A 26,385-nucleotide genomic window follows, 5' to 3' on the forward strand; every position below is an offset into this window, starting at 1 on the left:
CAAGTCCCCGCTGAAATCCCGCCAATCCATTGGGCGCGGGCGACGCGTGCTGGCTCAGGCCAGCAGGTAGACGGCGGCACCGAGGACGGCCACCACCGCGACGTTGGTCGCCACCACCGGACGGAAGACGGTGCCGAACGGCGTCGTGCGGTGGCTGCCGCCGTCGGCCACCGAGATCGCCAACGCCACCCTCGGCGGTGCCGACATGAAAGTTACTGAGGCCGCCGCGTTCTGGCCGGCAAGGGCGACTAGTCGGCTGCTGTTCAGCTGCTCGGCCGCCTGCACGGTACTGGTGGAGAACATCGCCGCCGAGCCGGTGTTGGATCCCGTGATGAAACCGCCGATTCCACCGATCACGGGAATCAGCGTCAAATACGGCTTCCCAAGCTGCGCGGCATAACCAGCCATGGCACTGCTCATTCCGCTGGCCGCCAGGATCCCGCCAAGGACCAGGAAGGCGCCGGTGGCATAACCGATGGCCCACCAGGTGCCCAATCCTTCGACGAACAGCCGGGGCAGACGCCGGGTGGGCATACCGACCAGCTTCGGCGTCACTGCGCAGGTAATCAGCAACCAGAGGGCCGGGCTTGCCGCGTACTCCGCCAGCGAGCCGGCGTCGAACGCGTCCAACAGCAGGCTGGTGCCGAGCAGGCCGCAAATCAGCACCGAATAGGGCAGCACCGCCCGCCGGATCGGCCCCCGGAACGACGCCCTCGAGCCATCCCGGAACCGGGCGATCAGCAGCGTCGCGGCAATGCCTGTCAGCGTGGCCGCCACACCGGCCAGGGGCACCGAGATGAAGTAGTTGAAGCCAATCAGTACGACCCACATCAGTAGGCTGACGCCGACGGCGTGCGGCATGTAGGGCACGGCCCGGCGGAAACCAAAGGCGATGACCAGCGACGTCAGGCTCATGACCAGCAGCACCGGCAGGTTGAAGACCGCGCTCCACGTGCCCAGCAGCCGGAAACTGACGTTACCCAGTTCTGCAGCCACCAGCGTGCCGGGAGCCAGCGAACCCCAGGCGCCGGAAGTGAGGCCCAGCAGTCCCACCGTTGCCGCGCGGGTCGGCGAGAGGCCGAAATGCAGCAGGATCGGAATGCCCACGATCACCCCGAGGCCAAAACCCGTGACCGACTCGGCGAAGGCTGTAATGCCCAGCACTACCAGCAGTACGGCCCGTTGTGGGTTGGAACAGGCTCTCTCCACCCACTCCGAAATGACCTGTTGCGCCCCGGACGCCCGCAACAGCCCGCCCAGCAGCACCCCGCCGAGGATGATCAGCAGCACCTCGATCACCACCGGTCCCAGCGATGAGGCGACCTCGGCCGCGCTCGCGGGTGAGATGGGAAAGGCCAGGGCGCTGACGACGACGGCGGTCAGCACGGCCGCCGATGCGGCGATGGAGGACCGGATTCCCAGGCCGAGCAGCAGGCAGGCGCACACAATCGGGGTCGAGGCGAGCAACGCCGTCGACCATTCCACCATGCGCGCACCTCCAGCAGGCCACGGCGGATGCACCGGGCCCGAGGAGCCATTCTAGCTGGATCAATCGGACGTTAGGCTCGAGCCCGCTAAGCACCCGCCCGGACGGCGTGCTGGTTGCAGCGGCGGAGCACCAGATAGGCGACGCTGCCTGCCAGCAGTCCCCAGAACGGTGACACGATGCCCAGCGGACATCTTCGTGGGCTTCCAGGCCGGAGCAGATGCCTGCGGTGACGGCCGCCAGGTTGATGCCGTGCGAGCCGAACGGAGCCGACACCAGCCAGGCCAGGGACGCGCCGCTGAGCACGAGCTTGTCATTCACCCGGTATCCGGAGGTGCGCATGACGGCCAGGCCCGGACCGTTCTGGCCCGCCATAGTGACGATCATCAGTGGAATGGAGATGCTGATGATCGCCTGGAGATCGAAGGTCGGCGTGGTCCAGATGGGTCCGCTTAGGTCCCATTCGAGCGCCGGTGCTGAGGCTTGTCCCGTCGCGGCGCTGAGGGCCGCGCCCACCACCACCGCCAGCAGCACGGCATAGCGGGGCGTGAGCCGTCGGTCGATCAGGAAGGCGGCCGCCAGCGCGCCTGCGATTATTGGGGAACTGACGACGGCGGAGGCCACGTTGAGCACGAACGGCAGCAGGACTCCGGCGAATACGGCGGCTATGACCGGTTTGGGCACGATCGACAGAGGCTTGCCGAAAAGACCGGTCGCGCCCAGGAACAGTGCCAGCAGCGCCGCCACAATATAGGCGCCGATTGCATCACTGTAGTCGTAGTCGCCGAGGGCGGTCAGCAACAGAGCTGCGCCCGGGATGGACCACGCGACCACCACCGGCTGGCGGGCGACCAGGCTCAGGACAATGCAGGTCACGCCGCTGGCCACGGCGATGGCCCAGATCCACGACGTCGTTTGCGCCGTGCTCAACCCGGTACTGCGGGCAGCCTGCAACACGACCAGCATCGGGCCCGCGTATGAGACCGCGACAGCAACGAAGCCGGCAGTCACCGCTGACAGCGACATCGAGGCCCGTAGGCCGGGTCACTTCTGCCGATCCGGCTTGGTCAGTGTTCGCGCCATCAGCGCCCGCCTTCCTGATTCGTGCGGAATGTGCCGGTCACTGTAGCGGAAATCACCCCTATCGGTGCGCCGGTTTTGGATATGAATTCGGCGGCTCTGGCACGGGAACTTTCCCAATGTGGGGCCAGGTCGGCCCGGGGGCCGCAGCACCTGCGCCACAAGTGGGTGGGAGACTGGAACCAATAGAATTCTGTCGTCTGGGCGCACTGGTTGCCGGGCCGGTTGAAAGGGAGTACGGATGCGGGTATTGATTGCGGGCGCGGGAGCTACTGGAGGCGCCTTTGGAAGCCGGCTCCAGGAAGCGGGCAAGGATGTGACGTACCTTGTTCGCCCCGGACGCCAGCAGCTCCTCCAAAGGGATGGTCTGCGGTTCCTTGCCCCGGACGGCGAACGGACTAACGCGGTCACAGCAATTTCCAGTGTCCCCGAGGGCGATCACTACGACTTGGTGGTGATCGCGGTGAAAGCACCAGCACTCAAGAGCATCCTCGACAATGCTGGCCCGGCAATTGGCAACAAGACGCTGATTTTGCCGTTCCTCAACGGCTTTGACCATATTGATCTGCTCGAAGACGCGTATCCAGGGCAGGTTATTGGTGGTCTGGTGAAGATCGTCGCCATGGTCGACGACGCCGGCGCCATCCGGCAGATGGCGCCACTGTCCACAATGACCATCGGATCGTTGACGCCTGATCCGCTTCCTGACTCCCTGGTGGAAACCCTGGACGTTCCCGGCATCGACCTGACCGTCACGAACACGATAAAGCAGCAACTCTGGGAAAAATGGGCGTTCATCAGCGCAGCAGGAGCCATCACCTGCCTGCTGCGCAACAATGTGGCCGCGATCCTCGAAGCAGGAGGGCGCTCGCAGATCCTGCAGGCCATCGCCGAAACTGAAAGCGTTGCGGCAGCAGCCGGCTACCCGGTGAGCGAGTCAGGGCATCAGCAGAGCCTTGACATCCTGACGGCTCCCGGTTCAGCGTTTACGTCTTCGGTGTACCGCGATCTGCAAAGCGGGCAAGCAGTCGAAGCTGAGCACCTTCTTGGCTCCTTGTCGGCCCGGGCCCGCACCTTGAATGTCGATACACCGTTCCTGGACCTCGCCGTGACACAGGTGCGGGCTCACCACATCAATCACACCGGAGGAGGGATCTTCGACTCTGCCTCCGCCTGAAGCGTGTCCGGCCGGGGCCCCACTCCTTGGAAATGGAATGTTGGTGCCGTCCCGGCCGCGTTGCCGAAGCGGGCGAGGGCACTGAATAGTCGGGCCACGGCGTGTTATACCTAGCGTATGGGCAATCCCGAAGTTGAAGACCGGCAGCTGGATGAGCTCACGAGTGAGTTGCGCACTATCGTTCCGGGAGTCACTGTTCTCTTCGCGTTCCTGCTGACTCTGCCGTTTTCATCCGGTTTCAGCCAGCTGAACGAACGAGACCGCGCGGTGTACATGGTCTCGTTGATCTCCGCAGCCTGCAGCCTTGTGCTGCTGCTCGGGGAGAGCGCCTATCACCGGTTGCGGGGCAAGCCGTACGACAAGAAGCAGCTGATCATCACGGCCACGCGCCAGGCGGTTGCGGCGCTGCTCCTGCTCATGATCTCCCTCACCTCATGTGTTTGGTACGTCACGCAGGTCGTATTTCCGGGGCGGCTGGCCATTTCCACGGCCGGCGGGCTACTGGTTCTGACCATCGCCACCTGGTTCGTACTCCCGCTCCTGAGACGTCGACGCAACCGCTGAGAGCGCCTCCCGGTGCACGAATGGCCGGCTTCGGCATTTTGTACTCCTCGTACGAACATCCCCAGACTCACAGACTACGGTTTCAGCGAACGGGACCGGGAGCGATCTACAACGGTGACGATCGCGACGATTGCGGTCAGCGTGGCTGCCAGCGCCAGCGGCGTCCAGACGGCATACGCAATGGCTGCTCCTGCCGCGGCTGTTCCGGCAGATCCAGCCGCGATCTTGAGCGCCCCGACCCAGATGAAAACCTGGCTGCGGGTCTCGGCCGAAGAATATTCGCTCCTCGCAGCGAGCGTTGCAGCGAAGAATATTGCGTTGGCAGCTCCGGCCAGGCCGAAAGCGGCCAGCGAAGTGGCCAGGGTGGGAACAAGCATCACCAGCGTCAGAAACGTTGCGACGACGACGGCCAGCAAGCTCATCAGCCGGTCGGCATTCCCGCGCAGCGGCCAAAGGATGAGACCTGCAGCCCCAAGGAGGTTTCCAATCCCATACGCGGCGACCAATGTCCCGGCTGCTGCGGGTGCCCCCAGCATAGGGGCGACGGCGACAGCGTAGACCGGCAGCGCGGCGACAGTGAATGCAACTGTCACGGTGAGCGATAGTGTGCGGCGGAGCGGGCGGTTTCGCCAGATAACTCTCAGCGCGCCGACGGGGGAGGGGACGTCAACTGTGTGATGGAGTGGGGCTTGTTTGGGAAGCACCAGGACAGCGCCGGCGCCGAGGACGGCTGATCCGGCGAGGACCAGCGTGGCCGTGAGTACGTCGGACGTTGCCGTGATCCATGCAACTGCGGCGGGGCCAAGGGTGGCGCTCATCCCGTAGCTGACGACGTCCCAGCTTTGTGCCCTGCGGTGGCTCTCCAGCCCGGGGCCGGCTATGGATGGCAGCCGGCTGCTTACCCCGCCGGTGATCATGGGTCCGAAGGCGCCGGAGGCTACTAACGGGATGGCAGGCCACAGCCCGCCCGTGATCGGCAGGAGCAGCGCAGCAGCGCCGAGCAATACACCGTGCAGAGCGCCGGACACTGCGATTACCTTTCGGCCGTCGCGGGCTGTATCGAGACGCCGCGCGATGAAAGGGCCAAGCAGATGCGGCGCGGTGATTGAAGCGCCCAATATTCCGGCCACCCATCCCGGCGCTCCGTTGGCCGTTGCGAGCAGCACGATTGCGACGACGGCGCCACCGTCTGCGCTGCGGACCAGCGTCGCGGCGAAGATGTAGCGCGCCAGACCGCCGATGCGGCGCTTTTCCTCGGGAGACGTCCCCGTGTCGGTGTTACCGCTGGAGGCCGAGCTCATTAACAACCGTGGCAACGCGGGCTCGCTGGTGCTCATTCAGCCCTTGGATCGGCAATGGGAGGCTGTCCCGGGGTGCGAGCCCCAAATGTTCTGCCAGGGCCGCCACAACGCGGATGCTGCCGCCGAAATCGGCGAACAATTGCCACAATGGCGCAAGGCGTTCGGATTCGGCCAATGCCTCGGACACGCGACCTTCCAGCGCGTCTCGGGTGATCCGCATGGCCGGATCCGGCAGTGTCCCTCCGATGACGGAATACCACGTATCGCATCCGGCGGCGAGACCGGCGGCGGCCGTCGGGTCTCCTGACACGCCGATAGTTACGTGCTCGGGCACGGCTCTGCGGATCTCCTCCACCCGGGCTTGGGCCTGCTCCGGATCGGTCGGAACCCCGGGGATCTTGATGGAGGCGATCCCGGGCAGTTCCGCGATACGTCCATACAGCTCGGTGGTGAAGCTGAAGTGGGTGGTCCCGGGATTGTCGTAGACGACGACGGGCAGCGAGGAGTTCTGCGTGACGGTCCGGAACAGCTCGTACACGTCATCGTCGGTGAGGGGCTGATACGTCATCGGCGCGAGTAAGAGCCCCGAGGCGCCGGCTTCCTGCGCTTCTTCCGCATGCCTGAGCACCTGCGAGGTCCGCAGTCCGCCAATCCCGGCCAATACGGGTGTGCCGTTGGCGTGTTCGACGGCGAGGCGGGCGACGCGGCTGCGTTCCTCGCTGCTCAGGTATGCATAGGAGCCGGTTGATCCGAGCGCGGTGATGGAATCCACGTCCGCCTCCGCCAGTCGTTGGATCAGACCGATGAAGGCTTCCTCATCGATGGCATCATTTGCCAGAGGCGTGAGGGGAAAGGCACTCATGCCGGTGAACATCATGCGGCTCCTATGCGTTGAGGTCGGTGTGGGAGGGCGCGCTGTCAAGGTTCCGTGGCCGACGTCGTCCGCCCCGTTGCGCGGCGGCCCCGGCGAAGACGATGAGCAGGATCCCCGCGATCTGGATGCCGGAGGGCTGCTGATGCAGCACCAGCAAGCCGAGCAGCACGCCGAAGGCCGGTTCGAGCGCCATCAGGGTCCCGAACGCCGTCGGCGTCATATGGCGCAGGGCGAGCATCTCGAAGGCGAAAGGCAACACCGGCAACAGGATGGCCAGCCCGGCTGCGGCGGCCAGCACGCCAAGGCCGAGGTGGCCGAGCGCCTGTGGTATGCCGACGACAGCGGCCGTCGCCGCGGCGACAGGCACGGTCAGCGTCAATGCTCCGATGCCGGTGAAATGGTCCCCGATGTGCTGGGTGAGCGTGATGTAGACGGCCCACCCCACCGCCGCGAAGGCGGCGAAACCGATGCCGGCGAGGTTGATGTCGCCCTGCCAGGGTTTGGTGAGCAGCACGACGCCGATCAGCGCCACGGCCGGCCAGACCAGCGCCTTCGCGTTGTGGCTGCGCACGGCCGCGATGGTCAGCGGGCCCAGGAACTCGATGGAGACCGCGGTGCCGAGCGGGATGTGCTCGATCGCCGCCAGGAAGGCGATGGTCACCAGCCCGGTGGTGATGCCCAGTCCGAGCAGGGCGGGCATGTCACGGCGGCGCACATCACGCAGCGGCGGGCGGGCCAGGGCCAGCAGGATCAGCGCGCCCATGGTGAGCCTGAGCCAGGCGGTTCCGGCGGCGCCGACGGCCGCGATCAAATCCACCGACAGGGCCGAGCCCAGCTGCACGGACAGCATCGCCGCCACCGCCAGCGACCACGGAGGCACTGGCAGACGGCCCGCGGAGCGACGGATCACGGGGCCACCGCTTCACCGCCGGACGATCCGGCGTCGCGGCTGGAGCCGGCGCCAGGCGACCCGGCGTCGCCGCTGCGGATCAACCGGCGGGCGACCGCGACGTCGGGGCCGAGCCGTCCCAGATGCGCTGTCAGGCTGTCGGCGGCCGCGTCCAGTTCCTCGTCGGTCATCGGCTCGAGCGCGTCGAGGATGAACAGCGCCGACGTCGTGTCCTCAGTCAGCGCGGTGCGCCGTCCCTGGCGCCAGTTCCAGCGTCGGCAGGTCACCCCCGACTCGTCGCACCACACCACCTCGCCGAGTTTGGGATGCTCGATCACTGATTCTCCACCGGCGACGGTATCGAACAGCTCCTCGCCGGAGGCGCGGATCAGCCGCGGCGCGCCGGTGTACCCGGCCAGATCTTCCCCGCCGACCGGGCTCTGATGGAGGACGGAGATGGCGTTGTACAGGTCGGTGAGCCGATTGACCCGCGGCAGGCCCTCCTCGGCCCGGCGCAGCAATGCCTCCAGGCTGTTGCGGGTCCGTTGCGGCTTCGCACCGAACGCCCGGTAGGCCTCCCGCCAAGCGGCCACATGACCCAGTTCCTCCACCGGCCGGCTTGCGAGCAGTTCACGAGTGGCGGTTTCAGCCGACTCGAGCAAAGACTCACTCACCTCATCGGTCGGACCGGGAATAATCCCGTCAACGGCGAGCAGCATCGCCCGGTAGTCAGGCCGCAGGTCGAACACGGCGGCGTCGACATGGCCGCGATCGAGGAAATCCTGCAGCACGGGCGCATCACCCATGGTCTGCCTCCATCTTGTGTGCCGTTCCCACGCCCGGTTCGAATACCGACAGCGAAAAACGCGCCGGCTCCCCGGTCGGGTTGGCATAGGAATGCGCCACATCGCCGTCGAAGCCCACTGCATCTCCCGCGTCAAGGGTGACTGATTGGTCAGCCGCCTCGACCGTGATGCTGCCCTGATGCACCTGCAGCAATTCCTTGGTCCCCGGTGCATGGGCCTCACTGGTGTGCTGATCGCCGGGACCCAGCGTCCAGTCCCACAGTTCGACGACGTCGGGAGGCTCGGTGCCGGCCATTAGCACGCCGCGTCCGCCGGCGTCACCATGCCACAGCGCCGCGCCATCACCCCGTCGCGTCACCTTCACCGGCTTTGGCCCCGCAGACTCGACCAGCGCCGGCAGCCCCACACCGAGGGCGTCACTGATTCGCAACAAGGTGCCGATACTGGGGTTGGCCGCAGCCTGCTCCACATTGACCAACATCCTGCGGCTCACCCCGGCGGCCTCCGCCAGTTGATCCAGCGTCCACCCGCGCGACTGCCGCTCCTGCTTCACCCTGGCACCGATCGCCGAGGACAACGCTGCTACATGCTCATCCATAAAGGCACGATAATGCACTCATAGTGCAGGATGCAAAGCCGGGATGTTTGGCCGGGGAGCTCCGGGCCAGGTGTGGTGTCGTTCGGCCGGGGAGTACAACAGCGGGTCCCGATGCACTAATGCCCGATTTTGGCGGTTTTGTACTCCCGGCACGAACACCCCGCGCCACGAACACCCACCGCACGGCGGAGTCCCGGCAGAACGCCGCCGGTGCACGGAGGCGCAGGCCACCCTGCCGTCACCCTGCCGTCACCCCCGCCGTCACAGGCCGAGCCGGGCTACCTCAGCCTGGACAACGCCGCGTTGACGCTGTCCACCTCGAACGCCTTCGGGTCGATGGACTCACCGGGCTCGAGGCCGAGCCAGTCCCGGAACTCAGCGTGCTCTTCGTGCGAGGGGTCATTGGCGGCTTCGACCATCTCCGTCCAGCCATGGACGCCGCCCGAATCGTCGGCGGGTGCTGCACCCCTGCCGCCGGTGCAAACGGGCAATTCCTCACCGGCTGAATCCAGCGTCTTCTCCACCTGGATGTCGTGGACCCAGTCATCGCCGAAGTCGTACACGTAGGTCAGCTTCTTGACGGCTCCCGAGAACAGTTCATCCAGGGAAACCGTTGACTCGTCACGCTCGCCTTCGTCCATGAACTCCGGGGGACGGTAAAGAGTACCGCGGTACGGTCCGTCAGTGCTGAAGGCATGCATATGGGAGCCCATCCAGCCGAAGGATAGCTGGATGACCGCGTGCAACTCATTCAGGCGGATTGAAGAGGGCACCACGATGCGTCGCCAGATCGGCGGCTTGGACCCGTGCAGCCCGATTTTCAACTGCCATGCCTCGGCGTCGGGGGAGTTCGTGATGCCGTCCGCCGTGCTGGTGCCGGGGAAAGGCGTCTCAAACAGTTCGTCGTCGAAGTCCTCCTCGGCCGCAAGCGCAAAATCCCTGACATTGTCAACGATCGCACCGACACACTGGGCAACGGCCGGAGCCACCGTGAAATGATCCTTGCCGGTGAGCACACCAAGTTCCGAAAGCTGGTCCAGGCGGTGCTTGGCGAAGCGGGCGGTCAACGTGCTGAAGATATCCGACTCGTCAGCTGGCTCGGTCAGCAGCTCATCGAACCTCGCTCTTTCCACAGGCTCCGACGTACCGGCCGTCAGCACCATCAACATCAGAGACGCGACGGCGGGAACCATCGGCTCGAATACATCGTCCGGCACAACGGTGCGCAGCAGGAAACTGGTGACGAAGTTCCGGTACTGGTTGACTCGTTCCGGTTCTCCGCCGTGCAGCCATTGCTCGGCCTGAGCGGTGGGCTTCACCGTCGTCGACGTTAGCGATATGAGCTCGACTTCATACAAGGCCGCCCAAATGGTGCTGAGCAGCGGAACGTCGTGCATGGAGCGGACGGTCGGGACGGTTTCGTCGTCGGGCACATCATCCGTCAGCTCGAGACCGGGCAGGGGCTCGAACATGGGACTGGATTTATTGCCGGCCTTCACCCGTACGCCGACGCACGCTGCCGCTGCCTCGATGTCTTTTCGCCGCAGCGCTCCGGTTTGGGTCACTTGCTTGCCGGCCCCCAGCCACTGCAGCAGGTGGCTCGTCCGGCGGATCAACTCCAGCTCTGAAAAGCCGGTGGCTTCTTCGGAATGACTGAGTTCGGGGACGTCCAACTCCGGCAGCGACGGGTCGTCCTCGTCCCAGTCTTCCTCCGACAGCAGGCCATCGGTGTCGGCGAACTCCTCGTCAGAGCCGGTCCAGCGGCCGCTGTCTTGCAGGTAGTGCAGGTACAAGTGCCATGCATTGACGAACGCTTCGGCGGCTCCGGGTTCATCGGATGTTGCGGAGTAGACCGAGGTGATGGCCTCTTCGATTGTCCATGGAGGCAGGAATGTGGCGGTGGCCTCGGGCGACATCTGAGAGCACATTTCGACCAAGGTCTGCGCCATATTCAGGCAGAGCATCGCTCCGTCCGGATCATCTGTCTCCTGGCTGAACCACTCGACGAAATCCGGGGTGAACGAGTCGATGAGTTGCTTATTGCGTTCTTCCGCCGTGCGTGCCGGGGCGGAGGGCACCGCGTGCAGGTGGCGGCGCTGCTTGGCCTTGGCGGACTTGTCGGATTTGTTTTTGGGCTTGGGCCGGTTCGCCTTGGGTCGCTTCGACACCTGCTGTCCCTTCATCGGCAATGGTTTGTTCCAAACCTACAAGCCCAGCTGCCGTCGGTTCCAGATGTCTTCGCTATCCGTAGTGATAACGTACGGAGACGATGACGAGCTGGTCGTCGTCGACGGCGTAAACCAGCCTGTGCTCGTCGGAGATCCTTCGTGACCAATATCCGGCCAACTGATGCTTCAGTGCCTCGGGCTTACCCAACCCCTCCAACGGTGATCGCAAACAATCTTTGATGAGAAGATTGACCCTTTTGAGCGTGGCGTTGTCGGTCTTCTGCCAATAGAGATAGTCGTCCCACGCGTGTGGCGTGAAAACCACGTTCATTCGGGCAGGCTTTGCTCGACCGTTTCTCCGCGACGGTGTTGAGCTATGCTCTCCAGCAGGTAGGTGGCATTGGCAGGTGAGCGCAAAAGGTGCGCCGTTTCTTCAAGAGACTCGTATTCGCTGAGTGACATCAGCACGGCATTGCCGCGCTTGGACGTTATTTCGATGGCGGTCCGGTCGTCGTTGACCTGCTCGATAAGTGGAAAGAGGCTTTTCCGTGCCTCCGAAGCTGTGACAGCCATGACCCCTCCTATATGGTACAAAATATTGTACCACTCTAGCCGAACACGCGCTCGCCATCCCGGGTCAACCACCAGTTCTCAACATAGAAGTTGTCCGGGTTGATGGTCCCCCGCTCGGCGACATAGTTGATCAGCAGCTGCCGGATTTCCTGCTGCTGGTTCACCAGCACCGGGGCCTCCGCAATATGCGGGAAGTTCCCGCCGCCGGACTGCCGGTAGTTGTTCGTCGCGACCGCGAAGCGCTGGTCCGGATCGACGGGTTCGCCCTGGTGCTGCAGATTGGTGATCCGTTCGCCCGCGGGCTTGCTGATATCGATCTCGTAGGAGACGCCGGAGATCATGTCGTAGTTGTAGTCGGGGATCCCGCCGGCGTTGGTCAGGGACTCGATGTCGACCGGCTCACCCGGTGCCAGCTGGGTGAAATATCGTGCCGAATACTCCAGGTAATCCTTGATCTGCGCGCCGGTCATTTCCACGCCGAAGAGTGTATTGGGGTAGATATACAACCCCGCGATATCCTGGATCGTCACCGGACCCTGGGGGATGCCCGCTTCACGGTTGAACGGGGCCACAATCGAGACCACGGGCAGGTCCGCATTCGGGCCGCCTTCGAGCGCCTGGTCGACCGCGTTTGCCTGCACCTCGTTGACGAAGTCCATCACGGCCGTGTCACGGTAGCGGGACTCTGCGGCGGGCATGGATTCGGTGGCCGTGCCGATCGGGGTGTTGACGTGGTCGATCACCGTCTGGTGTTCATCGGCCACCAGTGCGGAGATCTCCGGGTCCGCCTTGACGGTATTGGCGTTGAGGATATCGGCCGCCATCGACGTCACATCCCATTGGCCGCGGGTCTTGGTCAGCTCGAAATCCATCACCGACAGCCGCATGCCCCACTTCAATGGTTCGGTCAGCAGCACCTGCTCGCCGGTGACTTCATTGGTGACGAAGCGTTCCTCGATTTCCTCATGCGCGTGCCCCACCAGCACGGCGTCGATGCCCGGCACTTCTTTGGCCAGCGCAGTGGAAGCGTTCTCCACCGGCAGTTCGTCGCCGTACGACGAGGTGCCGGACGTGCCGGAGTGGCTACTGGCAACCACGACGTCGGCCCCGGCCGCCTTCATCTGCGGCACGAACTTCTCCGCCTGCTCAACGATGCCGGGGAAACGGAGCTTTCCTTGAACATTGTGCTTGTCCCAGATGGCGACGCCGGGGTTGGTCAGCCCGAGGATGCCCACCTGGACAGGCTTGGAGCCCTTCAGGTTGACGGTCTTGATGATGTATGGCGTGAACGCCGGCTCACCGGTGTCGGCGTCGACGGCGTTGGCGGCCAGCAGCGGGAAGTCCAGTTGGCTTTCGAACGTGCGCAGTAGCGGCAGCCCGTAGTTGAACTCGTGGTTGCCCAGCGCGGCCGCATCGTATCCGATGGCGTTCATTGCCGCGGCCACCGGGTGCAGCGCCCCGGTCTCAGTGATCGGTTCCACGTTGGCGTAGTAGTTCGTCAGCGAGGTGCCCTGGATCGTGTCACCGGCGTCGATCAGCAGCGTATGCTCGTCGCCGCGGTCGGCGCGGACCTGGTCAACAAGGGTGGAGATCTTGGCGAGCCCGACGTCGTTGCCGGCTTCGTCGTCGTACTCGGCATTCTTGAAGTAATCCCAATTCTCCACATGCCCATGCAAGTCGGTGGTCCCCATGACCGTCAGGTCGACCGTGTGATTCTTCGATGCCCGGGGATTGTCGGGGGCGGCCGCAGCGGGACCGGCCATGCCGACGGCGAGGCAACCCGCGGCGATGGCGGCGGCAGCGGAACGTGAACGTCTACGGGGTTTGGACGGCATAAAGGTGCTCCTGTGCAAGTGGTGTGCTCTGGAGACTATATGTGGCCCTGATCACTGTCAACGACGACGACGGCGGGCGGTGGAGCCTGCGCGCGAGGGGCGTGCCGGGCATATCCCGTTGATAACGCGCTCAGTGGAATGCGTAACGGTTTGGCGCTGTATTGGACTTGACCGGTCTTTTCGCCTGATCGCGCCATATCATAGTGATGTTCATCACGCAATACCGGCGGATGATCGTCACGCAACACTAGGGGCACACTATGAGGAAACTATATGCCTGGTTGGGGGCCATGGCACTGATTTTGAGCCTGGGATTGATTGTTCCAAGCTCCGCGACCGCAGCTCCATTCTGTGGGATTTACTGGGGGTCATTGGCCAAGGCGAATTCGTCGTCCACCCATGCTCCCATCATCGATGTCCGGTCCGGCAGGCACGCCTGCTTCGACCGGCTGGTTGTCGATATCAGAGGCGACGGCGCCGGCTACGACGTCCGCTACGTCAACAGGGTCCGGGCCGATGGGTCGGGCCAGGCGGTCTGGCTGCGGGGTGGCGCCGACCTCTCCGTCACCATCAACGCTCCCGGCTACAACCGGCACGGCAACGCCACGTACCGCCCGGCTGATCGCAGGCATGTCGTCAACGTCTCGAACTACTCAACGTTCCGGCAGGTTGCTTTGGTCAGCAGTTTCGAAGGCAAGACAAAGATCGGGCTCGGCGTCCGCGCCCGCCTGCCTTTCCGCACCTTCGTGCTGGATGGACCCGGTGACAATTCAAGGGTGGTGATTGATGTAGCGCATCGTTGGTAGCGGTCAATCATGGCGACACATGACACGGCGGCGGCCGGGCAGTGATCCGGCCGCCGCCGGTGGTGCGTCCGGTAGGGATGGCGGCGACTCTGCCGGGGCGGAACGGATGCCCTTCTCAAACGCACGGACATGGCGCATCATGTGCACAGTGGGCCAATACCTATATCTATATCTATCTTCAATCGGCGGCGACGGGAGCTGATGGGCATGCCGGACATTCTGCGCTACGCGACTTTTACCCAGCAGCCCGACGGCGGCAACCCGGCCGGCGTCGTGCTTAATGCCGACGAAATCAGCGATCACGGGATGCAGCAGATCGCGGCCGACGTCGGCTACTCTGAATCTGCGTTCGTGGGCACCGTGACGGGCCGGCACCGGTATGAGCTGCGGTTCTTCAGCCCGGTTGGTGAAGTAGCCTTTTGCGGGCACGCCACGATTGCCACCGCCGTCGTGATGGCCGAAGCGGACGGGCCGGGGCGCATTGTGTTTGAGACATCCGCCGGAGAAGTGGAAGTCGAGACCCAACGGCTGGACGGCGGCATGCTGGCCAGCCTGCGCAGCGTCCCCACCCACACCAGGGAAGCCTCCGGCGACGAAACAGCGCGGGCGCTGGCGGCGCTGGGCTGGGCCGCGGACGATCTGGATCCCGATCACCCGCCGCATGTCGCGTATGCCGGAAATAATCACTTGATGTTTGGTGTGCGTTCCCGTGAGCGGTTGGCGGACCTGGCGTACGACTTCGATGCGTTGCGCGAACTCATGCTGGAGCGGGACTGGACGACTGTCCAATTGTTCTGGGTCGAAGAGCCGGCAGTGGTGCACGCCCGCGACCCGTTCCCTGTCGGCGGGGTGGTGGAGGATCCGGCAACGGGGGCCGCGGCAGCCGCCCTCGGTGGATACTTCCGGGAGCTGGGTCTGGTCCACGAGCCGGTGACTATCACTATCCGCCAGGGCGAAGACATGGGCAGGCCAAGTGAGCTGACGGTCGACGTCTCGCCGGATGACCCCCAGGTGAAGGTGTCCGGCTACGCGGTGCCGATCGTTGAATACTGATGTGATGCGCACCATACTGAGAGGGGTTTCCGACTGAGAGGCTGACCATGGCGAAACGGCATTCCAATCCTGGCTCCGGTCCGGGCCCTGATGATGCAGAGGTGCTGCCGGCACCGGAAGGCAAGATGAGCAGGACCCACAAGCGGGTGCTGTGGGGCGCCATCTTCCTGATGGCGACATCGGCCATCGGCCCCGGGTTCCTGACACAAACCGCTGTCTTCACCAACGATTTCGGCAGGAACTTCGCGTTCGCGATTCTGCTGTCTGTCATTATCGATATCGGCGCACAGATGAACATCTGGCGCGTGCTGGTGGCAGCCAAAAAACGGGGCCAGGATGTCGCCAATATGGTGCTGCCCGGACTTGGCTCGGTGATTGCCGTGCTGATTGTCATCGGCGGCCTGGCTTTCAATATCGGCAACGTGGCCGGTGCCGGGCTGGGCATGCAAGTGCTGTTCGGGATATCGCCAAAATGGGGTGCCGTCATCGCCGGCGTCCTGGCGATCATCGTCTTCAGCCTGAAGAACTCCGGGAAAATCATGGACGCCGTGGCGATCATTCTTGGCGGGGTGATGATCATCCTGGTGGCCTTCGTGATGTTCACTGCCCGGCCACCGTTCCTCGACGCCGCCGTCGCCAGCGTGGTGCCCGACGACTACGCGGCGCTGGTGCTGCCGGTTATTACCCTCATTGGCGGCACCGTCGGCGGCTACATCACCTTCGCAGGCGCGCACCGACTGATCGACGCCGGTGTGATGGGACACCAGAATGTGAAGTTCGCCGGCAAAGCGGCAACCCTCGGCGTGATTACCACCGGCGTGATGCGGGTGATCCTGTTCCTCGCCGTACTGGGTGTCGTGGCCGCCGGGCACACCTTGGACCCGGACAATCCGCCTGCGTCGGTCTTCGAGATCGCGCTCGGCAATGTCGGGTACAAGATTTTCGGCGTCGTGCTCTTCTCTGCCGCCATTACTTCCATCATCGGCGCGGCCTACACCAGTGTGTCGTTCCTGCGTTCCTTCCACCCGTCCATTGCCGGCAACAACAACCGGTACATCATCGGTTTCATCGCATTCTCGACCCTGGTATTCGTCTTCGTAGGCGAGCCGGTGGCGATCCTCGTCATTGTCGGTTCCCTCAATGGCCTGATCCTGCCATTCACGCTGGGATCGGTGCTGGTGGCCTCGAGGCAGAAGCGGATCGTCGGCGACTACAAGCATCCTATGTGGATAATTATCTTCGGCATCGTGGCAGTGCTCATCACCGTGGTGGCGGGTTGGCTGTCTCTGCAGTCCATTGCCGACGTGTGGACAGGATAGGAGGGCCGGTATGTCGGGGACGACGTCGTCAGCGGCCGCCGAAGCTCGGGCCAGGTTCAGGGGCGGGCACATCAGCCCGACGTCGGGCCTCGCCGCCGGCTTCACCCAGGCGAACCTGATGATCCTGCCCGAAGCTGAGGCGTTCGACTTCCTGCTGTTCGCCCAGCGCAACCCGAAGTCCTGCCCCGTGTTGGCCGTGCTGGAGCCAGGCGAAACGACCGGGCCGCTACTGGCCGGTGGGGACATCCGCACCGACGCACCGCTGTACCGGGTATACGTCGACGGCGTGCTGGAGACCGAAACGCCGGACATCACTCAATGGTGGCGGCCGGACCTTGTCTCCTTCCTGATTGGCTGCAGCTTTACCTTCGAACGGGCGCTGTTGGAGGCCGGGGTGCCGATTGCCCACCTCGACCAAGGAGTCAACGTGCCGATGTACCGTACCTCGCTCCGCTGTCCCGGCGCGGGAGCGATGGGCGGGCCGATGGTGGTGTCGATGCGCCCGGTGCCTGCCTCCCAGGTGGCTGACGCGGTGCGGATCACCGCCCGGTACCCGGCCGTCCACGGCGCGCCCGTGCACGTTGGTGATCCGGAGCAGCTGGGAATCGCCGACCTGGACCGCCCGGACTTTGGCGACCCGGTCAGGATCAAACCGGGCGAGCTGCCGGTTTTCTGGGCATGCGGCGTCACCCCTCAGGCTGCTGTGATGGAGTCCCGACCGCCATTGGCGATTTCACATGCACCCGGGCACATGCTCATCACCGACGCCCAGGACAGCGACTACCTGGTGCCGTGAGCAGCCAGAATCCGTCGCTGTAGACTTCGGCAGATGGTGGAAACATACATTAACCCGAAGGCGCGCAAAGGCAGTCCGAGCGACATCGCGGGTCGGGGACTGCACGCCGTCGAACCGATCGCCGGCGGCGAGGTTGTGGCCGTCAAAGGTGGTCATATCGTGACCACGCAGACGCTTCACATACTGCCTGATCCGCTGCCGAACTCCGAGGTCCAAATCGCTGATAGCTTGCATCTGGTTGCCCTGACCAAGGCTGAATACGAGTCGGCGATGCTATTCCTCAACCACTCCTGTGAGCCGAACGTCGGCTTCGGCGGCAATATCGTGCTGATTGCCATGCGTGACATTCGCGCCGGTGAAGAGCTGACCACGGACTATGCGCTGTTCGATGACTATGATGGGCAGATGAGCTGCACTTGCGGTACTGCCATGTGCCGCGGCACCATTCACGGCCGGGACTGGCAGCGCTCTGACCTACAGGCCCGCTACCGCGGCTACTTCTCCTGGTACCTGCAGGCCAAATTCGATGCCAGGGCATGAGGTGGTGGATCGCTTTGACGGTACCTGAACATGTCGAGCTGTAAAAATGGGGGCGCTCCTTCAGTGACTGGCCTGGTGACGTCCGTCGACGTCGACGATGACGCTGGTGTTCAGCGACTGCCCGTATCCGGACGAACCATTTGACGGGCGTTCGTCCGACGACATGGAAGCTGCCCACTGGGGGCATCTGGTCGAGGTTCTCCGGCAGCAGGGAGTCGTTGCGGATCCACTGCAACTGAAACGAGCTCCACATGATGTCGTGCTCAGCGAACGGCTGCTGGCGCGCATCGGCCGCGATCCGGGCGATGCCATCCAACGATGATGTTGCTCTGCGCACGGCGGGCCGTACCTGCACCGATCAATGGGCATCGCCGTCACGGGCTCTCGTCAGCCGATCTGTTCAGCCAAGGCGATGATGATGCCGGCAGGGCCGCGAAGGTAGCAAAGCCGGAAGATGGACTCGTACTGCGCCACCTCGCCGAGGAGTTCGGCGCCGTGGGCGCGCAGGCGGGAGATGGTGTCATCGATGTCGTCGACCGCGAACATCACGCGATGCAGGCCCAGCGTGTTGGGCGGCGGATCCTCCTGTCCGGTGCCCGAGACCGCGGGGTTGTGGTATTTGGTCAACTCCAACTTGCCGTGGCCGTCCGGAGTGCGCATCATTGCGATGTCGCTCCGGACACCGTCGAGTCCGACGGTCTGATCCGCAAAGAGGCCCTCGATTTCCCCTGTGCCTTCCAGCTCCATGCCGAGCTCAGCGAAGAACGCAACAGCGGCGTCCAGATCGTCTACGACAATGCCCACGTTGTCCATCCGCTGAAGTGCCATGTCTGCGAGCGTACAGCAGGCGGCCGGTCGGAAATAGGAAGCACGATCACACCCGGAGACGCATCACCCAACGCCATTTGGCAATTCTGCGGTCGCGCACGAATCCGAAGTCCTCGAACAGGGTCTCGGGCCCAGTGTGGAAGTAGCTGCCCCGCTGCAGCTCACGGCCTTCGGCCTGTTCAGGATAGGCCTCGACGAGACCGCCACCAGATTCCCCGACCGCAGCCAGGACGGCGGCGACTGCTGCTCTCGCGACTCCGTTTCGGCGATGGCCCTTGCCGGTGAAGATGCAACCGATCCGCCAGTCAGGAAGTTCGCTAAGTTCCTTGTTGTAAGCGGCGGGATTCTTAATACCCGGAAGCTCTGCTGGGGGACCGTATTGGCACCACCCCACGCACGTCACGCCGTCGTAGATTAGGATCTGGTGGACCGTTCCCCGGCGCACATGTGCGTGCTTGGCATCGCGGTTCTGCGCAACGGTGTGGCCTTTACCCACCCCTTCAGGGTGGAAACCCATGCACCAGCAGCCGCCCCAGACGCCGTTGTTCTCCTCCACTAGCTTGGCGAAGTCGTTCCAGGTGTCACCGGTTAGTGGACGAGTACTATAGACGGGATCCGCGGGCGCGCGCTCCATCACCTCACCATACGTCCGTCAACGATCCTTGGGACAGCAGCCACCGAGGGGCCATCTGTAAACCGGTTCCTATCGGCGATGGGTAAGTTCGGCCCCAAGCAGGCGAATGGCCCGACGACCGTTGGCGCGGTTGGTGGGGCGACGAACCACCGTTTCAGACACCGGTGTTCGTCATGTCGCACTACCCACAATGTCGCACTACCCACACCAGCCGATTGAATCTGCCAACGGGACCAGCTTCCACTTTGTGGACGGGCACCGATCACCCTCGGGCGCGGCTGGAACAAGACCGGTCACGCATAGGCCAGAGCAGAATCGAATCAGATGAAGCGCTTCTTAGAGTCTTGCCTTATGACTCTGGCGAGAGGAATTCCAGACGGTTGCCGTTGTTGTCCGGCAAATAGAAGCGACGCATGTCTGGAAAGCTTCCGTCCCATTCAGGAGTCATTCTATGTGCCTCAACCTGTGCGGCCAAAGCGTCGATGTCCTGAACCAGGATGCCGGGGTGAGCTTTCTTCTGCGGCTTGAAATCTTGTTCGACGCCCAGGTGGATCTCGAGATTATCGGCTCGAACCCAAAGGCCGCCTCGAGCGGCAAGTACCGGAGGTTCTCCACTTCAGTAAGTCCAAGAATGTCGACATAGAATTTTCGGCAATCGTCCTCACCGCCCGGAGGTAACGCGAGTTGGACATGATGCAACCCCAGCTTGAACGGCGTTTCAGCAGGGACATCTTCATATCGATCAACTGACATAGGTTTCCCATCACCGCAGCAACAATGTTTCAGCTCCTACCACGGGCCCAACCATAGCGCGATTGCCTCGTCCCAGTAATCAGATCGGCTACCTGGCGCGATATTCCGTGGCCGCCCAATCGATCTCTTCAGAGAGCAGGTCCAAACCGGTGCCAACTGGGTCGTATCCGAGCCGGGCGGATGCTCCCGTATCGAGCACGATCGGATGTGGCGCCAGCCACGGGTGTCGTCCCCGCTCTGGGTCGGACATGTCGTCGAGGAGATCGAGTGTTCCGGTCCAGCCCAGCCGTGTGCCGATCCTCTCAACGATCTGTTCGGCAGCTGGAGTATCGGGATCCGCGCTGTTGAGAATCCTCGCCCCTGGCAGCTTGGCAACCGTTGCGATGAGCGCTGCAGTATTCGCCGCCGCTGTGAGATGGTCAATTGAACCACCATGCTCCGCCAGCTCAATCCGCTCGTCACCACGGAGCATCGATTCGACCAGGTCGCGGGTACGAGGGTTGCGCGCCCAGCGTCCATGAACCTTGGACGGGCGGATCACGGTGACCGGCAACCCGCTATCCAGCGCTACTCGTTCGGCCGCGACCTTTGATGGCGCGTATCCCTCGCGGCTGAATGGCTCCACCTCGTCCCCGGCGGGTGGTAGCGTCGGTGCGCTTTCGGCAATCGGGCCCGGAAACCGCGGTGGAGCATCACCGTTGACATGGCGGCCAACGGGATCGACATAGACGGCCCTGCTTGAGATGAGAACCGGACTTGACACGTATCTCATGGCCGGAACTAGTGCACGTACATCAGCGCCACGGTACGCCACCAGGTCCACGAGCAACTCCGCCCCATCGCCGACCAAATGTTGGATGGCCTTCACGTCGTTCCGGTCAATCGGGTGAAAGCAGACGCCGGCGCTGGCTAATTCGGGCGGCATCGCATCCGGATCCCGTCCGGTCACCTCGACAGACCATCCAGCTGCTGCCAGATGTGCCGCCGTCGCTCCTCCGATAGCTCCCGTCCCGCCCAAAACAATCGCCCGCACGCGCTTCCTCCTTGAGACCAACCGACATCAGGGATGAAAGCAACACTACGGAACCATTGCCGGGACAGGCCGCGCGGCGGCGCGGGATGTCTGCGCAAAGGCGTGCGGCTCTGCTGCGACAGGCCCCCATATCGTGGCCTGAGGCAATGTGCAATAGCGGGGGCCGCAAAGTTCATTTTCTATTCACCTTCGGCTGACCGGCGGTTAATTCCGCGTACCTACTGTCGATGGCAGGCGTTGAATAAATCCGCCATCGTTCCCCATCGAAGCGATACCCCAGCAGCACCTTTCCGTTCACCATGTGAGGGTTCCATGACCGCCAACAAGAAAACCGCGCCCACGCAACAGACCGACACCCGCGCTTCTGCTCCCAGAGCCATGGTGGTGGCCGCACTGGTTGCCGTGCTCTTCTTCTTCGGATTGCTGATCTTCGAACGCATCCCCGAGATCCCCGTAGACATTGACTTCAAGCCATTCTTCATTCCGTTCATGTTCCTTGCCCTGCTGCCCAAGGGCCTGCCGACCCTGGCTATCCCGCTGGGTGCCGCCGTCGGCGAATCCATCGGCGACATCATTGAAGGCTACGAGGTCGACGACGTCTTCGGCTTCGCCGGCTATTTCATCGGCTTCGCCATCGCCGGGCTGATCGTCAACGGGCAACCGCTGAAGTGGGGCCGCGTCGCGATGGCCTGCCTGGTCGGAGCACTGGTCCAGGCCGTGATTGAAGCATCCGCCTTCCTGGTCTTTGGCGAAGAAGGCCTGAGCGTTGCCCTCTTCAGTGCCCTCGGCAACACCATCACCCACGGCATCATCCTCGGCGCCATCATCACCATCCCGCTGGTGCGAGCCCTGCACGGCAGGGTCGAACGGCTGCTGGGCTTTACGCCGCAACGCCCGCAGGCATCAAGCCGGCGCACCGCTTCCACCGAAACGCCGTCGAAGAGTGAAGCCAAGTCATGATTACAGCCCAGTCGCTTGAACTGACCTACCCGGAAACCGACTATCCCGCACTGGCCGACGTCGACCTGCAGCTGAACGCAGGGGAGGTGCTCGGTGTCGTCGGCCCGATGGGTGCCGGGAAAACAACCCTGTGCATGTCGCTGGCCGGCCTGGTGCCGCGCACCACCGGCGGCGAATCCGGCGGTGACCTTGAGGTCGTGGACCTCGACCCGCGCCAGGCGCCGGTGTCTGAGGTGGCGCAGCGAATCGGCCTGGTGTTCGAAGACTACGCGTCCCAGCTGACCCAGATCACCATGCTCTCCGAAGTGATGGCCCCGATGCTCAACCACGATGTGCCGGTGAAGCAGGCGGAGGCGGAAGCGCGACGGCTGCTCGGCGAACTTGGGCTGGCCGGGCTCGACCTGGAGCACAAGCGCACCTGGGAGCTCTCCGGCGGCCAGCAACAGCGCGTCGCCATTGCCGCGGCGCTGGCGGCCAACCCGCAGGTGCTGATCCTGGACAACATCACCGGGCTGCTGGACCCGGACGGTAAGGAAGAAATCCGTTCGCTGGTCAGCCAGCTCTCACACCGGATGACCCTCGTGGTGGTGGAGCAGGACATCGACCTGCTGGTTGGCGTTGCCGACCAGCTGCTGATGCTCCGCGAGGGCGAGGTCAGTGCGTTGGGCCCGGCCGGCGAGCTGTTGCGCGACCTGGCCGCACTCGACGATGCGCAGGTTGAACCACCCGTCGTCGTGCAGGTCGCCCAGGCTGCCGGGCTGCCCGATAACCCGCTCACGATCGAAGAGCTGACCTCAGCGGTCCAGCCGCCGGCAGCATTGGATCCCGCGACGGCGGCCGGCCCGGAATCGATGGAACCTGCACCGGGGGTACAAGCCCCGGAGCCGGTTGACCGTCCGGCCGAATCCGGCACTCGCCCCGCTGAACCAGGCGACCGTCCGAAGGCCGTCGCCATCGACGGTGTGTCGTTCGCCTACAAGGATGGCACGACGGCGGTGCAGGACGTGGCGCTGCAGGTGGCCCGGGGCGAGGTCCACGCAATCGTGGGCGGCAACGGGGCAGGCAAGTCCACCTTGCTGCGGATGCTCTGCGGGCTGGTCCGTCCCTCCTCGGGAACCGTGGTGATGGACGGGCAGGACACGCGGGAGTGTTCGCCGGCCGAGCTGGCCCGAAGCGTGGGCACCGCCTTGCAGAACCCGGACGAGCAGATCACCGAACGCACCGTGCGCCAGGAAATCGGCGACGCGCTGCACCGGCGCCGGAAGCGCCGCGCGGGGTGGTTCAAGCGCGAGGTTGTCATCTCCGACGAGCAGATCTCCGACGCCGTCGACCGGGCGGTGGAACTGGTGGGCCTCCCGCCGGAGCTGATGGACCAGGACCCGACCCACCTGTCCCGCGGCCACCGCAAGCTGGTGGCCATTGCCGGCGCACTGGTGCTCGATCCGGCCGTCTTGATCCTCGACGAACCCCGGGTGTCGCTGGATGCTCCGGCCCGCGCCGCACTGCGCCGGCTGCTGCACCAGCTCCGTGACCGGGGCACCGCCGTCGTCATTGTTGAACATGACCTGGACCTGGTGGCCGAAACCGCAGACAGGGTCACCCTGCTCGACCTCGGACGAGTGGTTGCTTCAGGCAGCCCCCATGACGTGTTCGGCGCCAGGGGAGCGGAAGCGCTGGCGAAAACGTCGCTGCGCCCGCCGCGCGCGGCACAGGTCGCCGCGCCCTTCGGCGTGGACGCGATCACGGTGGCCGAACTGGCCACGCAGCTTTATCCCGTCAAACAGGAGGTGTGAGATGCGGGTTCCCCTGCTGTACACGGAGAAGAACAGTTTCCTGCATCGCCGCGACCCGCGGATCAAGCTGCTGCTGTTCGCCGTCGTCATCATTTTCCTCTACACCGCCCCGAACTGGCAGTGGATGCTCGCCGCCAGCGTCCTCGGGCTCGCGCTGAGCATCGCCGCGCGGGTCCCTCCGCTGGTGCTGCTCATCCTGTGGCTGCTGCAGCTGCCCAACTTCATCGGACTGGTCGCCATTCCGCTGGGGCAGGAGCTGCTGGCGGATGACTTCACGCCGTTCGACGGCGACCTGACGTTCGGGCTGCGGCTGGGGCTGGCATGGTCGGCCGCGCTGTTTTTGAGCATGGCGTTGCTGTCCACGATGTCGCCGGACAAGATCACTGACGGCATGCGCGGTCTGAAGATTCCGGAACCGCTGTGCTTCCTGGTCGGCTACTCGTTCCTGCTGATGTACGCCAGCATGTCGGACATTTTCCGCACCATCGACGCGATGAAACTCAAGGGCATCGAACTGACCATTCGCAGGCCCATCGAGAGCATCACGAACATGGCAAAGCTGTTTGTCCCCGCGGTCATCATCATGGCGCGGCGGGCCGGGACCATGATGTCGACGCTGCAGCTGCGCGGTTTCTCCTTCACCCACCGGCCCGCCACCACGCTGGGAGCGGTTGGCGTGGCCGACGTCGCGCTGCTGGTGGCCGGCGTCGGCGGGCTTGCCGTGGCTGCACTGGTGCGGTTCGCTCCGGCTGTATTGGGGCTGTAGGGGCGGCCGCTTATTCGATGACGGTCAGCACGGCGTCGGCATCGATCTTGTCGCCGGGCTGCTGCCCGAGTTCGCCGATGGTGCCGGAGCGGTGGGCGGCAATGGTGGACTCCATCTTCATGGCCTCAAGTACGACGACGGGATCTCCTTCGGAGACTTCGTCTCCGGACTTCACCAGCCACTTCACCAGGGACCCGGCCATCGGGGAGCGCAGTTCGGCGGTGTCTTCTTCATCGGGGCCGCTTCCAACTGAGGCCGTTCCGGCTCCGGCTCCGGTCCCGGTGCCGATGCTGGCGAGCAGCCCGGCCGGCAGGCCCAGGCTCACCCGCCGCCCGTCGATGTCCACATTAAAGGTCTGCCGCCCGCCGGAGGCACCCACCGGGTTGTAGGAGGGATCGGCGGGGATTCGTTCGGCGAACTCGGTTTCGATCCAGTTGGTGTGAACGCCCAGCCCCTCTTCGCTGGTGAACGCAGGCTCCTCCAGCACCGCGCGGTGGAACGGGATCACGGTGGGAAGTCCTGTCACTTCCAGTTCGGCCAGCGCGCGGCGGGCACGGCGGATGGCCTGCGGCCGGTCGGAGCCGGTGACAATGAGCTTGGCCAGCATGGAGTCGAACTGGCCGGCGATGGTGCCTCCGGACCGAACGCCGGTGTCCACCCGGATCCCCGGTCCGGTGGGCGCGGCGAAGGACTCGACCCTGCCGGGGGAGGGGAGGAATCCGCGGCCGACGTCCTCGGCGTTGATCCGGAACTCGAGCGCGTGGCCGGAGGGCTCGGGGTCCTCGGCGATGTCGAGGGCACCGCCGTCGGCAATGCGGAACTGGGCCAGCACCAGGTCGACGCCGGAGGTTTCTTCCGTGACGGGGTGCTCCACCTGCAGCCGGGTGTTGACTTCGAGGAAGCTAACGGTTCCGTCGCCGCCGAGCAGGAATTCGACCGTTCCGGCGCCGTGGTAGTCCGCCTGGCGGCAGATGGCCCGGGCCGATGCGTGGATCATGCTGCGCTGTTTGTCGGTGAGGAAGGGCGCCGGGGCTTCCTCGACCAGCTTTTGATGCCGGCGTTGCAGGGAGCAGTCCCGGGTTCCGGCGACGATGACGTTCCCGTGGGTGTCGGCGATCACCTGGGCCTCGACATGGCGCGGATTATCCAGGAACTGTTCCAGGAAGCACTCTCCGCGGCCGAACGCGGACTCCGCTTCCCGGACCACGGAATCGAAGGCCTCTTCAACCTCTGCGGAGTCCCGGATGACCCGCATGCCCCGGCCGCCTCCGCCGTGGGCCGCCTTGAGCACCAGGGGGAATCCGTGGTCCTCAGCGAACTGCCGGATCTCTTCAGCCGATTCGACCGGACCATCGCTACCCGCGGCCATTGGCGCCTCGGCTTCCAAGGCGATGCGCCGGGCGGTGACTTTGTCGCCCAAGGCCCGGATCGTCTCAGGCGAGGGGCCGATCCAGGTCAGGCCGGCGTCGAGCACCGCCTGCGCGAAGTCCGCGTTCTCGGACAGGAAACCGTAGCCCGGATGCACGGCGTCGGCACCGGATCGCTTCGAGATGTCGAGGATCTTGGCTTGGTTGAGGTAGGTTTCGGCCGGCGTCGATCCCTCCAGCGCGTAGGCTTCATCGGCCAGCGAGACGTGAAGAGCGTCGGCGTCGTCGTCCGCGTACACCGCCACCGACTCGATGCCCGCGTCCAGGCATGCGCGTTCGACCCGCACGGCGATTTCGCCGCGGTTGGCGATCAGCACTTTTCGCAT

26 protein-coding genes and 1 pseudogene are annotated in these 26,385 nt (G+C 64.4%); 12 read left to right on the top strand and 15 right to left on the bottom strand.

Going from position 1 to position 26,385, the window contains the following annotated elements; genetic code table 11:
* Positions 1-54: 54 nt before the first annotated feature.
* Together H535_RS0117485 and H535_RS30425 are read right to left on the bottom strand one after the other, a co-directional pair.
* Complete coding sequence (locus H535_RS0117485) at positions 55-1,488, bottom strand: L-lactate permease (protein WP_026820566.1); 1,434 nt, start codon at positions 1,486-1,488, stop codon at positions 55-57.
* Positions 1,489-1,729: 241 nt separating this feature from the next.
* A pseudogene (locus H535_RS30425) lies at positions 1,730-2,512 on the bottom strand (benzoate/H(+) symporter BenE family transporter); the annotation flags it as partial.
* Between the two features lie 295 nt (positions 2,513-2,807).
* On the opposite strand from H535_RS30425, the gene H535_RS26340 reads away from it, so the two are divergent.
* Both H535_RS26340 and H535_RS26345 read left to right on the top strand, forming a co-directional pair.
* Positions 2,808-3,743 carry a ketopantoate reductase family protein gene (locus H535_RS26340; protein WP_051299483.1) on the top strand — a complete coding sequence of 312 codons (936 nt, stop codon included), beginning with the start codon at positions 2,808-2,810 and terminating at the stop codon, positions 3,741-3,743.
* A gap of 117 nt (positions 3,744-3,860) precedes the next feature.
* Positions 3,861-4,307 carry a DUF6328 family protein gene (locus tag H535_RS26345; protein ID WP_051299484.1) on the top strand — a complete coding sequence of 149 codons (447 nt, stop codon included), beginning with the start codon at positions 3,861-3,863 and terminating at the stop codon, positions 4,305-4,307.
* A 74-nt stretch (positions 4,308-4,381) separates the two neighbouring features.
* On the opposite strand, the gene H535_RS26350 is transcribed toward H535_RS26345, so the two are convergent.
* The 9 genes from H535_RS26350 to H535_RS0117550 form a co-directional block, all read right to left on the bottom strand.
* Positions 4,382-5,644 carry an MFS transporter gene (locus H535_RS26350; RefSeq protein ID WP_245580368.1) on the bottom strand — a complete coding sequence of 421 codons (1,263 nt, stop codon included), beginning with the start codon at positions 5,642-5,644 and terminating at the stop codon, positions 4,382-4,384.
* The gene (locus tag H535_RS0117515) at positions 5,586-6,482 is read right to left on the bottom strand and encodes a dihydrodipicolinate synthase family protein (RefSeq protein WP_026820569.1); all 897 of its coding nucleotides are present in this window, start codon (positions 6,480-6,482) and stop codon (positions 5,586-5,588) included. Before H535_RS0117515 ends, H535_RS26350 begins: the two co-directional genes overlap by 59 nt.
* Before the next feature lie 10 nt (positions 6,483-6,492).
* Positions 6,493-7,332: an EamA family transporter gene (locus H535_RS0117520; protein ID WP_051299492.1), complete on the bottom strand. Its 840-nt coding sequence runs from the start codon at positions 7,330-7,332 to the stop codon at positions 6,493-6,495.
* Positions 7,333-7,388: 56 nt separating this feature from the next.
* Complete coding sequence (locus H535_RS26355; RefSeq protein ID WP_051299485.1) at positions 7,389-8,177, bottom strand: B3/B4 domain-containing protein; 789 nt, start codon at positions 8,175-8,177, stop codon at positions 7,389-7,391.
* A complete protein-coding gene (locus H535_RS0117530) occupies positions 8,170-8,775 on the bottom strand; it encodes a helix-turn-helix domain-containing protein (protein ID WP_026820571.1) in 606 nt (201 codons plus the stop codon). Before H535_RS0117530 ends, H535_RS26355 begins: the two co-directional genes overlap by 8 nt.
* 278 nt (positions 8,776-9,053) lie before the next feature.
* Complete coding sequence (locus H535_RS27965) at positions 9,054-10,943, bottom strand: plasmid pRiA4b ORF-3 family protein (protein WP_162144907.1); 1,890 nt, start codon at positions 10,941-10,943, stop codon at positions 9,054-9,056.
* Positions 10,944-11,016: 73 nt separating this feature from the next.
* The gene (locus tag H535_RS0117540; RefSeq protein WP_026820573.1) at positions 11,017-11,274 is read right to left on the bottom strand and encodes a Txe/YoeB family addiction module toxin; all 258 of its coding nucleotides are present in this window, start codon (positions 11,272-11,274) and stop codon (positions 11,017-11,019) included.
* Entirely contained in the window at positions 11,271-11,516 is a 246-nt protein-coding gene (locus H535_RS0117545; protein WP_026820574.1) for a type II toxin-antitoxin system Phd/YefM family antitoxin, read from the bottom strand. The genes H535_RS0117540 and H535_RS0117545 overlap by 4 nt, the downstream gene beginning before the upstream one ends.
* Before the next feature lie 35 nt (positions 11,517-11,551).
* The gene (locus H535_RS0117550; RefSeq protein ID WP_026820575.1) at positions 11,552-13,351 is read right to left on the bottom strand and encodes a bifunctional metallophosphatase/5'-nucleotidase; all 1,800 of its coding nucleotides are present in this window, start codon (positions 13,349-13,351) and stop codon (positions 11,552-11,554) included.
* A 260-nt stretch (positions 13,352-13,611) separates the two neighbouring features.
* On the opposite strand from H535_RS0117550, the gene H535_RS0117555 reads away from it, so the two are divergent.
* The 6 genes from H535_RS0117555 to H535_RS26370 all read left to right on the top strand — a co-directional run bounded on the left by H535_RS0117555 (position 13,612) and on the right by H535_RS26370 (position 18,187).
* Positions 13,612-14,157: an AMIN-like domain-containing (lipo)protein gene (locus tag H535_RS0117555; RefSeq protein WP_026820576.1), complete on the top strand. Its 546-nt coding sequence runs from the start codon at positions 13,612-13,614 to the stop codon at positions 14,155-14,157.
* Between the two features lie 207 nt (positions 14,158-14,364).
* Entirely contained in the window at positions 14,365-15,210 is an 846-nt protein-coding gene (locus tag H535_RS0117560) for a PhzF family phenazine biosynthesis protein (protein WP_026820577.1), read from the top strand.
* Positions 15,211-15,257: 47 nt separating this feature from the next.
* A complete protein-coding gene (locus H535_RS0117565; RefSeq protein ID WP_081416779.1) occupies positions 15,258-16,529 on the top strand; it encodes an NRAMP family divalent metal transporter in 1,272 nt (423 codons plus the stop codon).
* Between the two features lie 10 nt (positions 16,530-16,539).
* Entirely contained in the window at positions 16,540-17,325 is a 786-nt protein-coding gene (locus tag H535_RS0117570; protein ID WP_026820579.1) for a putative hydro-lyase, read from the top strand.
* A gap of 33 nt (positions 17,326-17,358) precedes the next feature.
* Positions 17,359-17,865 (top strand): SET domain-containing protein, encoded by a 507-nt coding sequence (locus tag H535_RS26365; protein WP_035770080.1) that lies wholly within the window; start codon positions 17,359-17,361, stop codon positions 17,863-17,865.
* A 97-nt stretch (positions 17,866-17,962) separates the two neighbouring features.
* Positions 17,963-18,187, top strand: a complete 225-nt coding sequence (locus H535_RS26370; RefSeq protein ID WP_051299486.1) for a hypothetical protein — start codon at positions 17,963-17,965, stop codon at positions 18,185-18,187.
* 65 nt (positions 18,188-18,252) lie between these two features.
* Here the strand turns inward: H535_RS26370 and H535_RS0117585 are convergent, their stop codons facing one another.
* Together H535_RS0117585 and H535_RS0117590 are read right to left on the bottom strand one after the other, a co-directional pair.
* Complete coding sequence (locus H535_RS0117585; RefSeq protein ID WP_026820580.1) at positions 18,253-18,693, bottom strand: VOC family protein; 441 nt, start codon at positions 18,691-18,693, stop codon at positions 18,253-18,255.
* A gap of 46 nt (positions 18,694-18,739) precedes the next feature.
* On the bottom strand, positions 18,740-19,327 hold the full coding sequence (locus H535_RS0117590; RefSeq protein WP_026820581.1) for a hypothetical protein: 588 nt from the start codon (positions 19,325-19,327) through the stop codon (positions 18,740-18,742).
* Between the two features lie 451 nt (positions 19,328-19,778).
* On the opposite strand from H535_RS0117590, the gene H535_RS29690 reads away from it, so the two are divergent.
* Positions 19,779-19,970: a hypothetical protein gene (locus tag H535_RS29690; RefSeq protein ID WP_026820582.1), complete on the top strand. Its 192-nt coding sequence runs from the start codon at positions 19,779-19,781 to the stop codon at positions 19,968-19,970.
* Positions 19,971-20,168: 198 nt separating this feature from the next.
* On the opposite strand, the gene H535_RS0117600 is transcribed toward H535_RS29690, so the two are convergent.
* Positions 20,169-21,113 (bottom strand): NAD-dependent epimerase/dehydratase family protein, encoded by a 945-nt coding sequence (locus H535_RS0117600; protein WP_026820583.1) that lies wholly within the window; start codon positions 21,111-21,113, stop codon positions 20,169-20,171.
* 312 nt (positions 21,114-21,425) lie between these two features.
* Between H535_RS0117600 and H535_RS0117605 the strand changes: the two genes are divergently transcribed.
* From H535_RS0117605 to H535_RS0117615, 3 genes are read left to right on the top strand one after another with little or no spacing between them, the layout of a single operon-like run.
* Positions 21,426-22,073: a DUF8171 family membrane protein gene (locus H535_RS0117605; RefSeq protein WP_026820584.1), complete on the top strand. Its 648-nt coding sequence runs from the start codon at positions 21,426-21,428 to the stop codon at positions 22,071-22,073.
* Positions 22,070-23,866 carry an ABC transporter ATP-binding protein gene (locus H535_RS0117610; RefSeq protein ID WP_026820585.1) on the top strand — a complete coding sequence of 599 codons (1,797 nt, stop codon included), beginning with the start codon at positions 22,070-22,072 and terminating at the stop codon, positions 23,864-23,866. Before H535_RS0117605 ends, H535_RS0117610 begins: the two co-directional genes overlap by 4 nt.
* 1 nt (position 23,867) lies before the next feature.
* Positions 23,868-24,632 (top strand): energy-coupling factor transporter transmembrane component T family protein, encoded by a 765-nt coding sequence (locus H535_RS0117615; RefSeq protein WP_026820586.1) that lies wholly within the window; start codon positions 23,868-23,870, stop codon positions 24,630-24,632.
* A gap of 10 nt (positions 24,633-24,642) precedes the next feature.
* Here the strand turns inward: H535_RS0117615 and H535_RS0117620 are convergent, their stop codons facing one another.
* Positions 24,643-26,385 (bottom strand): acetyl/propionyl/methylcrotonyl-CoA carboxylase subunit alpha, encoded by a 1,743-nt coding sequence (locus H535_RS0117620; protein WP_026820587.1) that lies wholly within the window; start codon positions 26,383-26,385, stop codon positions 24,643-24,645.

It is taken from the genome of Arthrobacter castelli DSM 16402, from assembly GCF_000430705.1.
GTDB lineage: Bacteria > Actinomycetota > Actinomycetes > Actinomycetales > Micrococcaceae > Arthrobacter_C > Arthrobacter_C castelli.

Bases quoted from the DNA above. Each gene is read 5' to 3' on its own strand.
- H535_RS26350 (WP_245580368.1), bottom strand. From the start codon at position 5,644: ATGAGCACCAGCGAGCCCGCGTTGCCACGGTTGTTAATGAGCTCGGCC.
- H535_RS0117555 (WP_026820576.1), top strand. From the start codon at position 13,612: ATGAGGAAACTATATGCCTGGTTGGGGGCCATGGCACTGATTTTGAGC.
- H535_RS29690 (WP_026820582.1), top strand. From the start codon at position 19,779: ATGTGCCTCAACCTGTGCGGCCAAAGCGTCGATGTCCTGAACCAGGAT.
- H535_RS0117545 (WP_026820574.1), bottom strand. From the start codon at position 11,516: ATGGCTGTCACAGCTTCGGAGGCACGGAAAAGCCTCTTTCCACTTATC.
- H535_RS0117620 (WP_026820587.1), bottom strand. From the start codon at position 26,385: ATGCGAAAAGTGCTGATCGCCAACCGCGGCGAAATCGCCGTGCGGGTC.
- H535_RS0117570 (WP_026820579.1), top strand. From the start codon at position 16,540: ATGTCGGGGACGACGTCGTCAGCGGCCGCCGAAGCTCGGGCCAGGTTC.
- H535_RS0117520 (WP_051299492.1), bottom strand. From the start codon at position 7,332: ATGCTGTCCGTGCAGCTGGGCTCGGCCCTGTCGGTGGATTTGATCGCG.
- H535_RS26355 (WP_051299485.1), bottom strand. From the start codon at position 8,177: ATGGGTGATGCGCCCGTGCTGCAGGATTTCCTCGATCGCGGCCATGTC.
- H535_RS0117590 (WP_026820581.1), bottom strand. From the start codon at position 19,327: ATGGAGCGCGCGCCCGCGGATCCCGTCTATAGTACTCGTCCACTAACC.
- H535_RS0117585 (WP_026820580.1), bottom strand. From the start codon at position 18,693: ATGGCACTTCAGCGGATGGACAACGTGGGCATTGTCGTAGACGATCTG.
- H535_RS0117540 (WP_026820573.1), bottom strand. From the start codon at position 11,274: ATGAACGTGGTTTTCACGCCACACGCGTGGGACGACTATCTCTATTGG.
- H535_RS0117515 (WP_026820569.1), bottom strand. From the start codon at position 6,482: ATGTTCACCGGCATGAGTGCCTTTCCCCTCACGCCTCTGGCAAATGAT.
- H535_RS0117560 (WP_026820577.1), top strand. From the start codon at position 14,365: ATGCCGGACATTCTGCGCTACGCGACTTTTACCCAGCAGCCCGACGGC.
- H535_RS0117565 (WP_081416779.1), top strand. From the start codon at position 15,258: ATGGCGAAACGGCATTCCAATCCTGGCTCCGGTCCGGGCCCTGATGAT.
- H535_RS0117615 (WP_026820586.1), top strand. From the start codon at position 23,868: ATGCGGGTTCCCCTGCTGTACACGGAGAAGAACAGTTTCCTGCATCGC.
- H535_RS0117605 (WP_026820584.1), top strand. From the start codon at position 21,426: ATGACCGCCAACAAGAAAACCGCGCCCACGCAACAGACCGACACCCGC.
- H535_RS26370 (WP_051299486.1), top strand. From the start codon at position 17,963: ATGACGCTGGTGTTCAGCGACTGCCCGTATCCGGACGAACCATTTGAC.
- H535_RS26365 (WP_035770080.1), top strand. From the start codon at position 17,359: ATGGTGGAAACATACATTAACCCGAAGGCGCGCAAAGGCAGTCCGAGC.
- H535_RS0117550 (WP_026820575.1), bottom strand. From the start codon at position 13,351: ATGCCGTCCAAACCCCGTAGACGTTCACGTTCCGCTGCCGCCGCCATC.
- H535_RS26345 (WP_051299484.1), top strand. From the start codon at position 3,861: ATGGGCAATCCCGAAGTTGAAGACCGGCAGCTGGATGAGCTCACGAGT.
- H535_RS0117485 (WP_026820566.1), bottom strand. From the start codon at position 1,488: ATGGTGGAATGGTCGACGGCGTTGCTCGCCTCGACCCCGATTGTGTGC.
- H535_RS0117610 (WP_026820585.1), top strand. From the start codon at position 22,070: ATGATTACAGCCCAGTCGCTTGAACTGACCTACCCGGAAACCGACTAT.
- H535_RS26340 (WP_051299483.1), top strand. From the start codon at position 2,808: ATGCGGGTATTGATTGCGGGCGCGGGAGCTACTGGAGGCGCCTTTGGA.
- H535_RS0117530 (WP_026820571.1), bottom strand. From the start codon at position 8,775: ATGGATGAGCATGTAGCAGCGTTGTCCTCGGCGATCGGTGCCAGGGTG.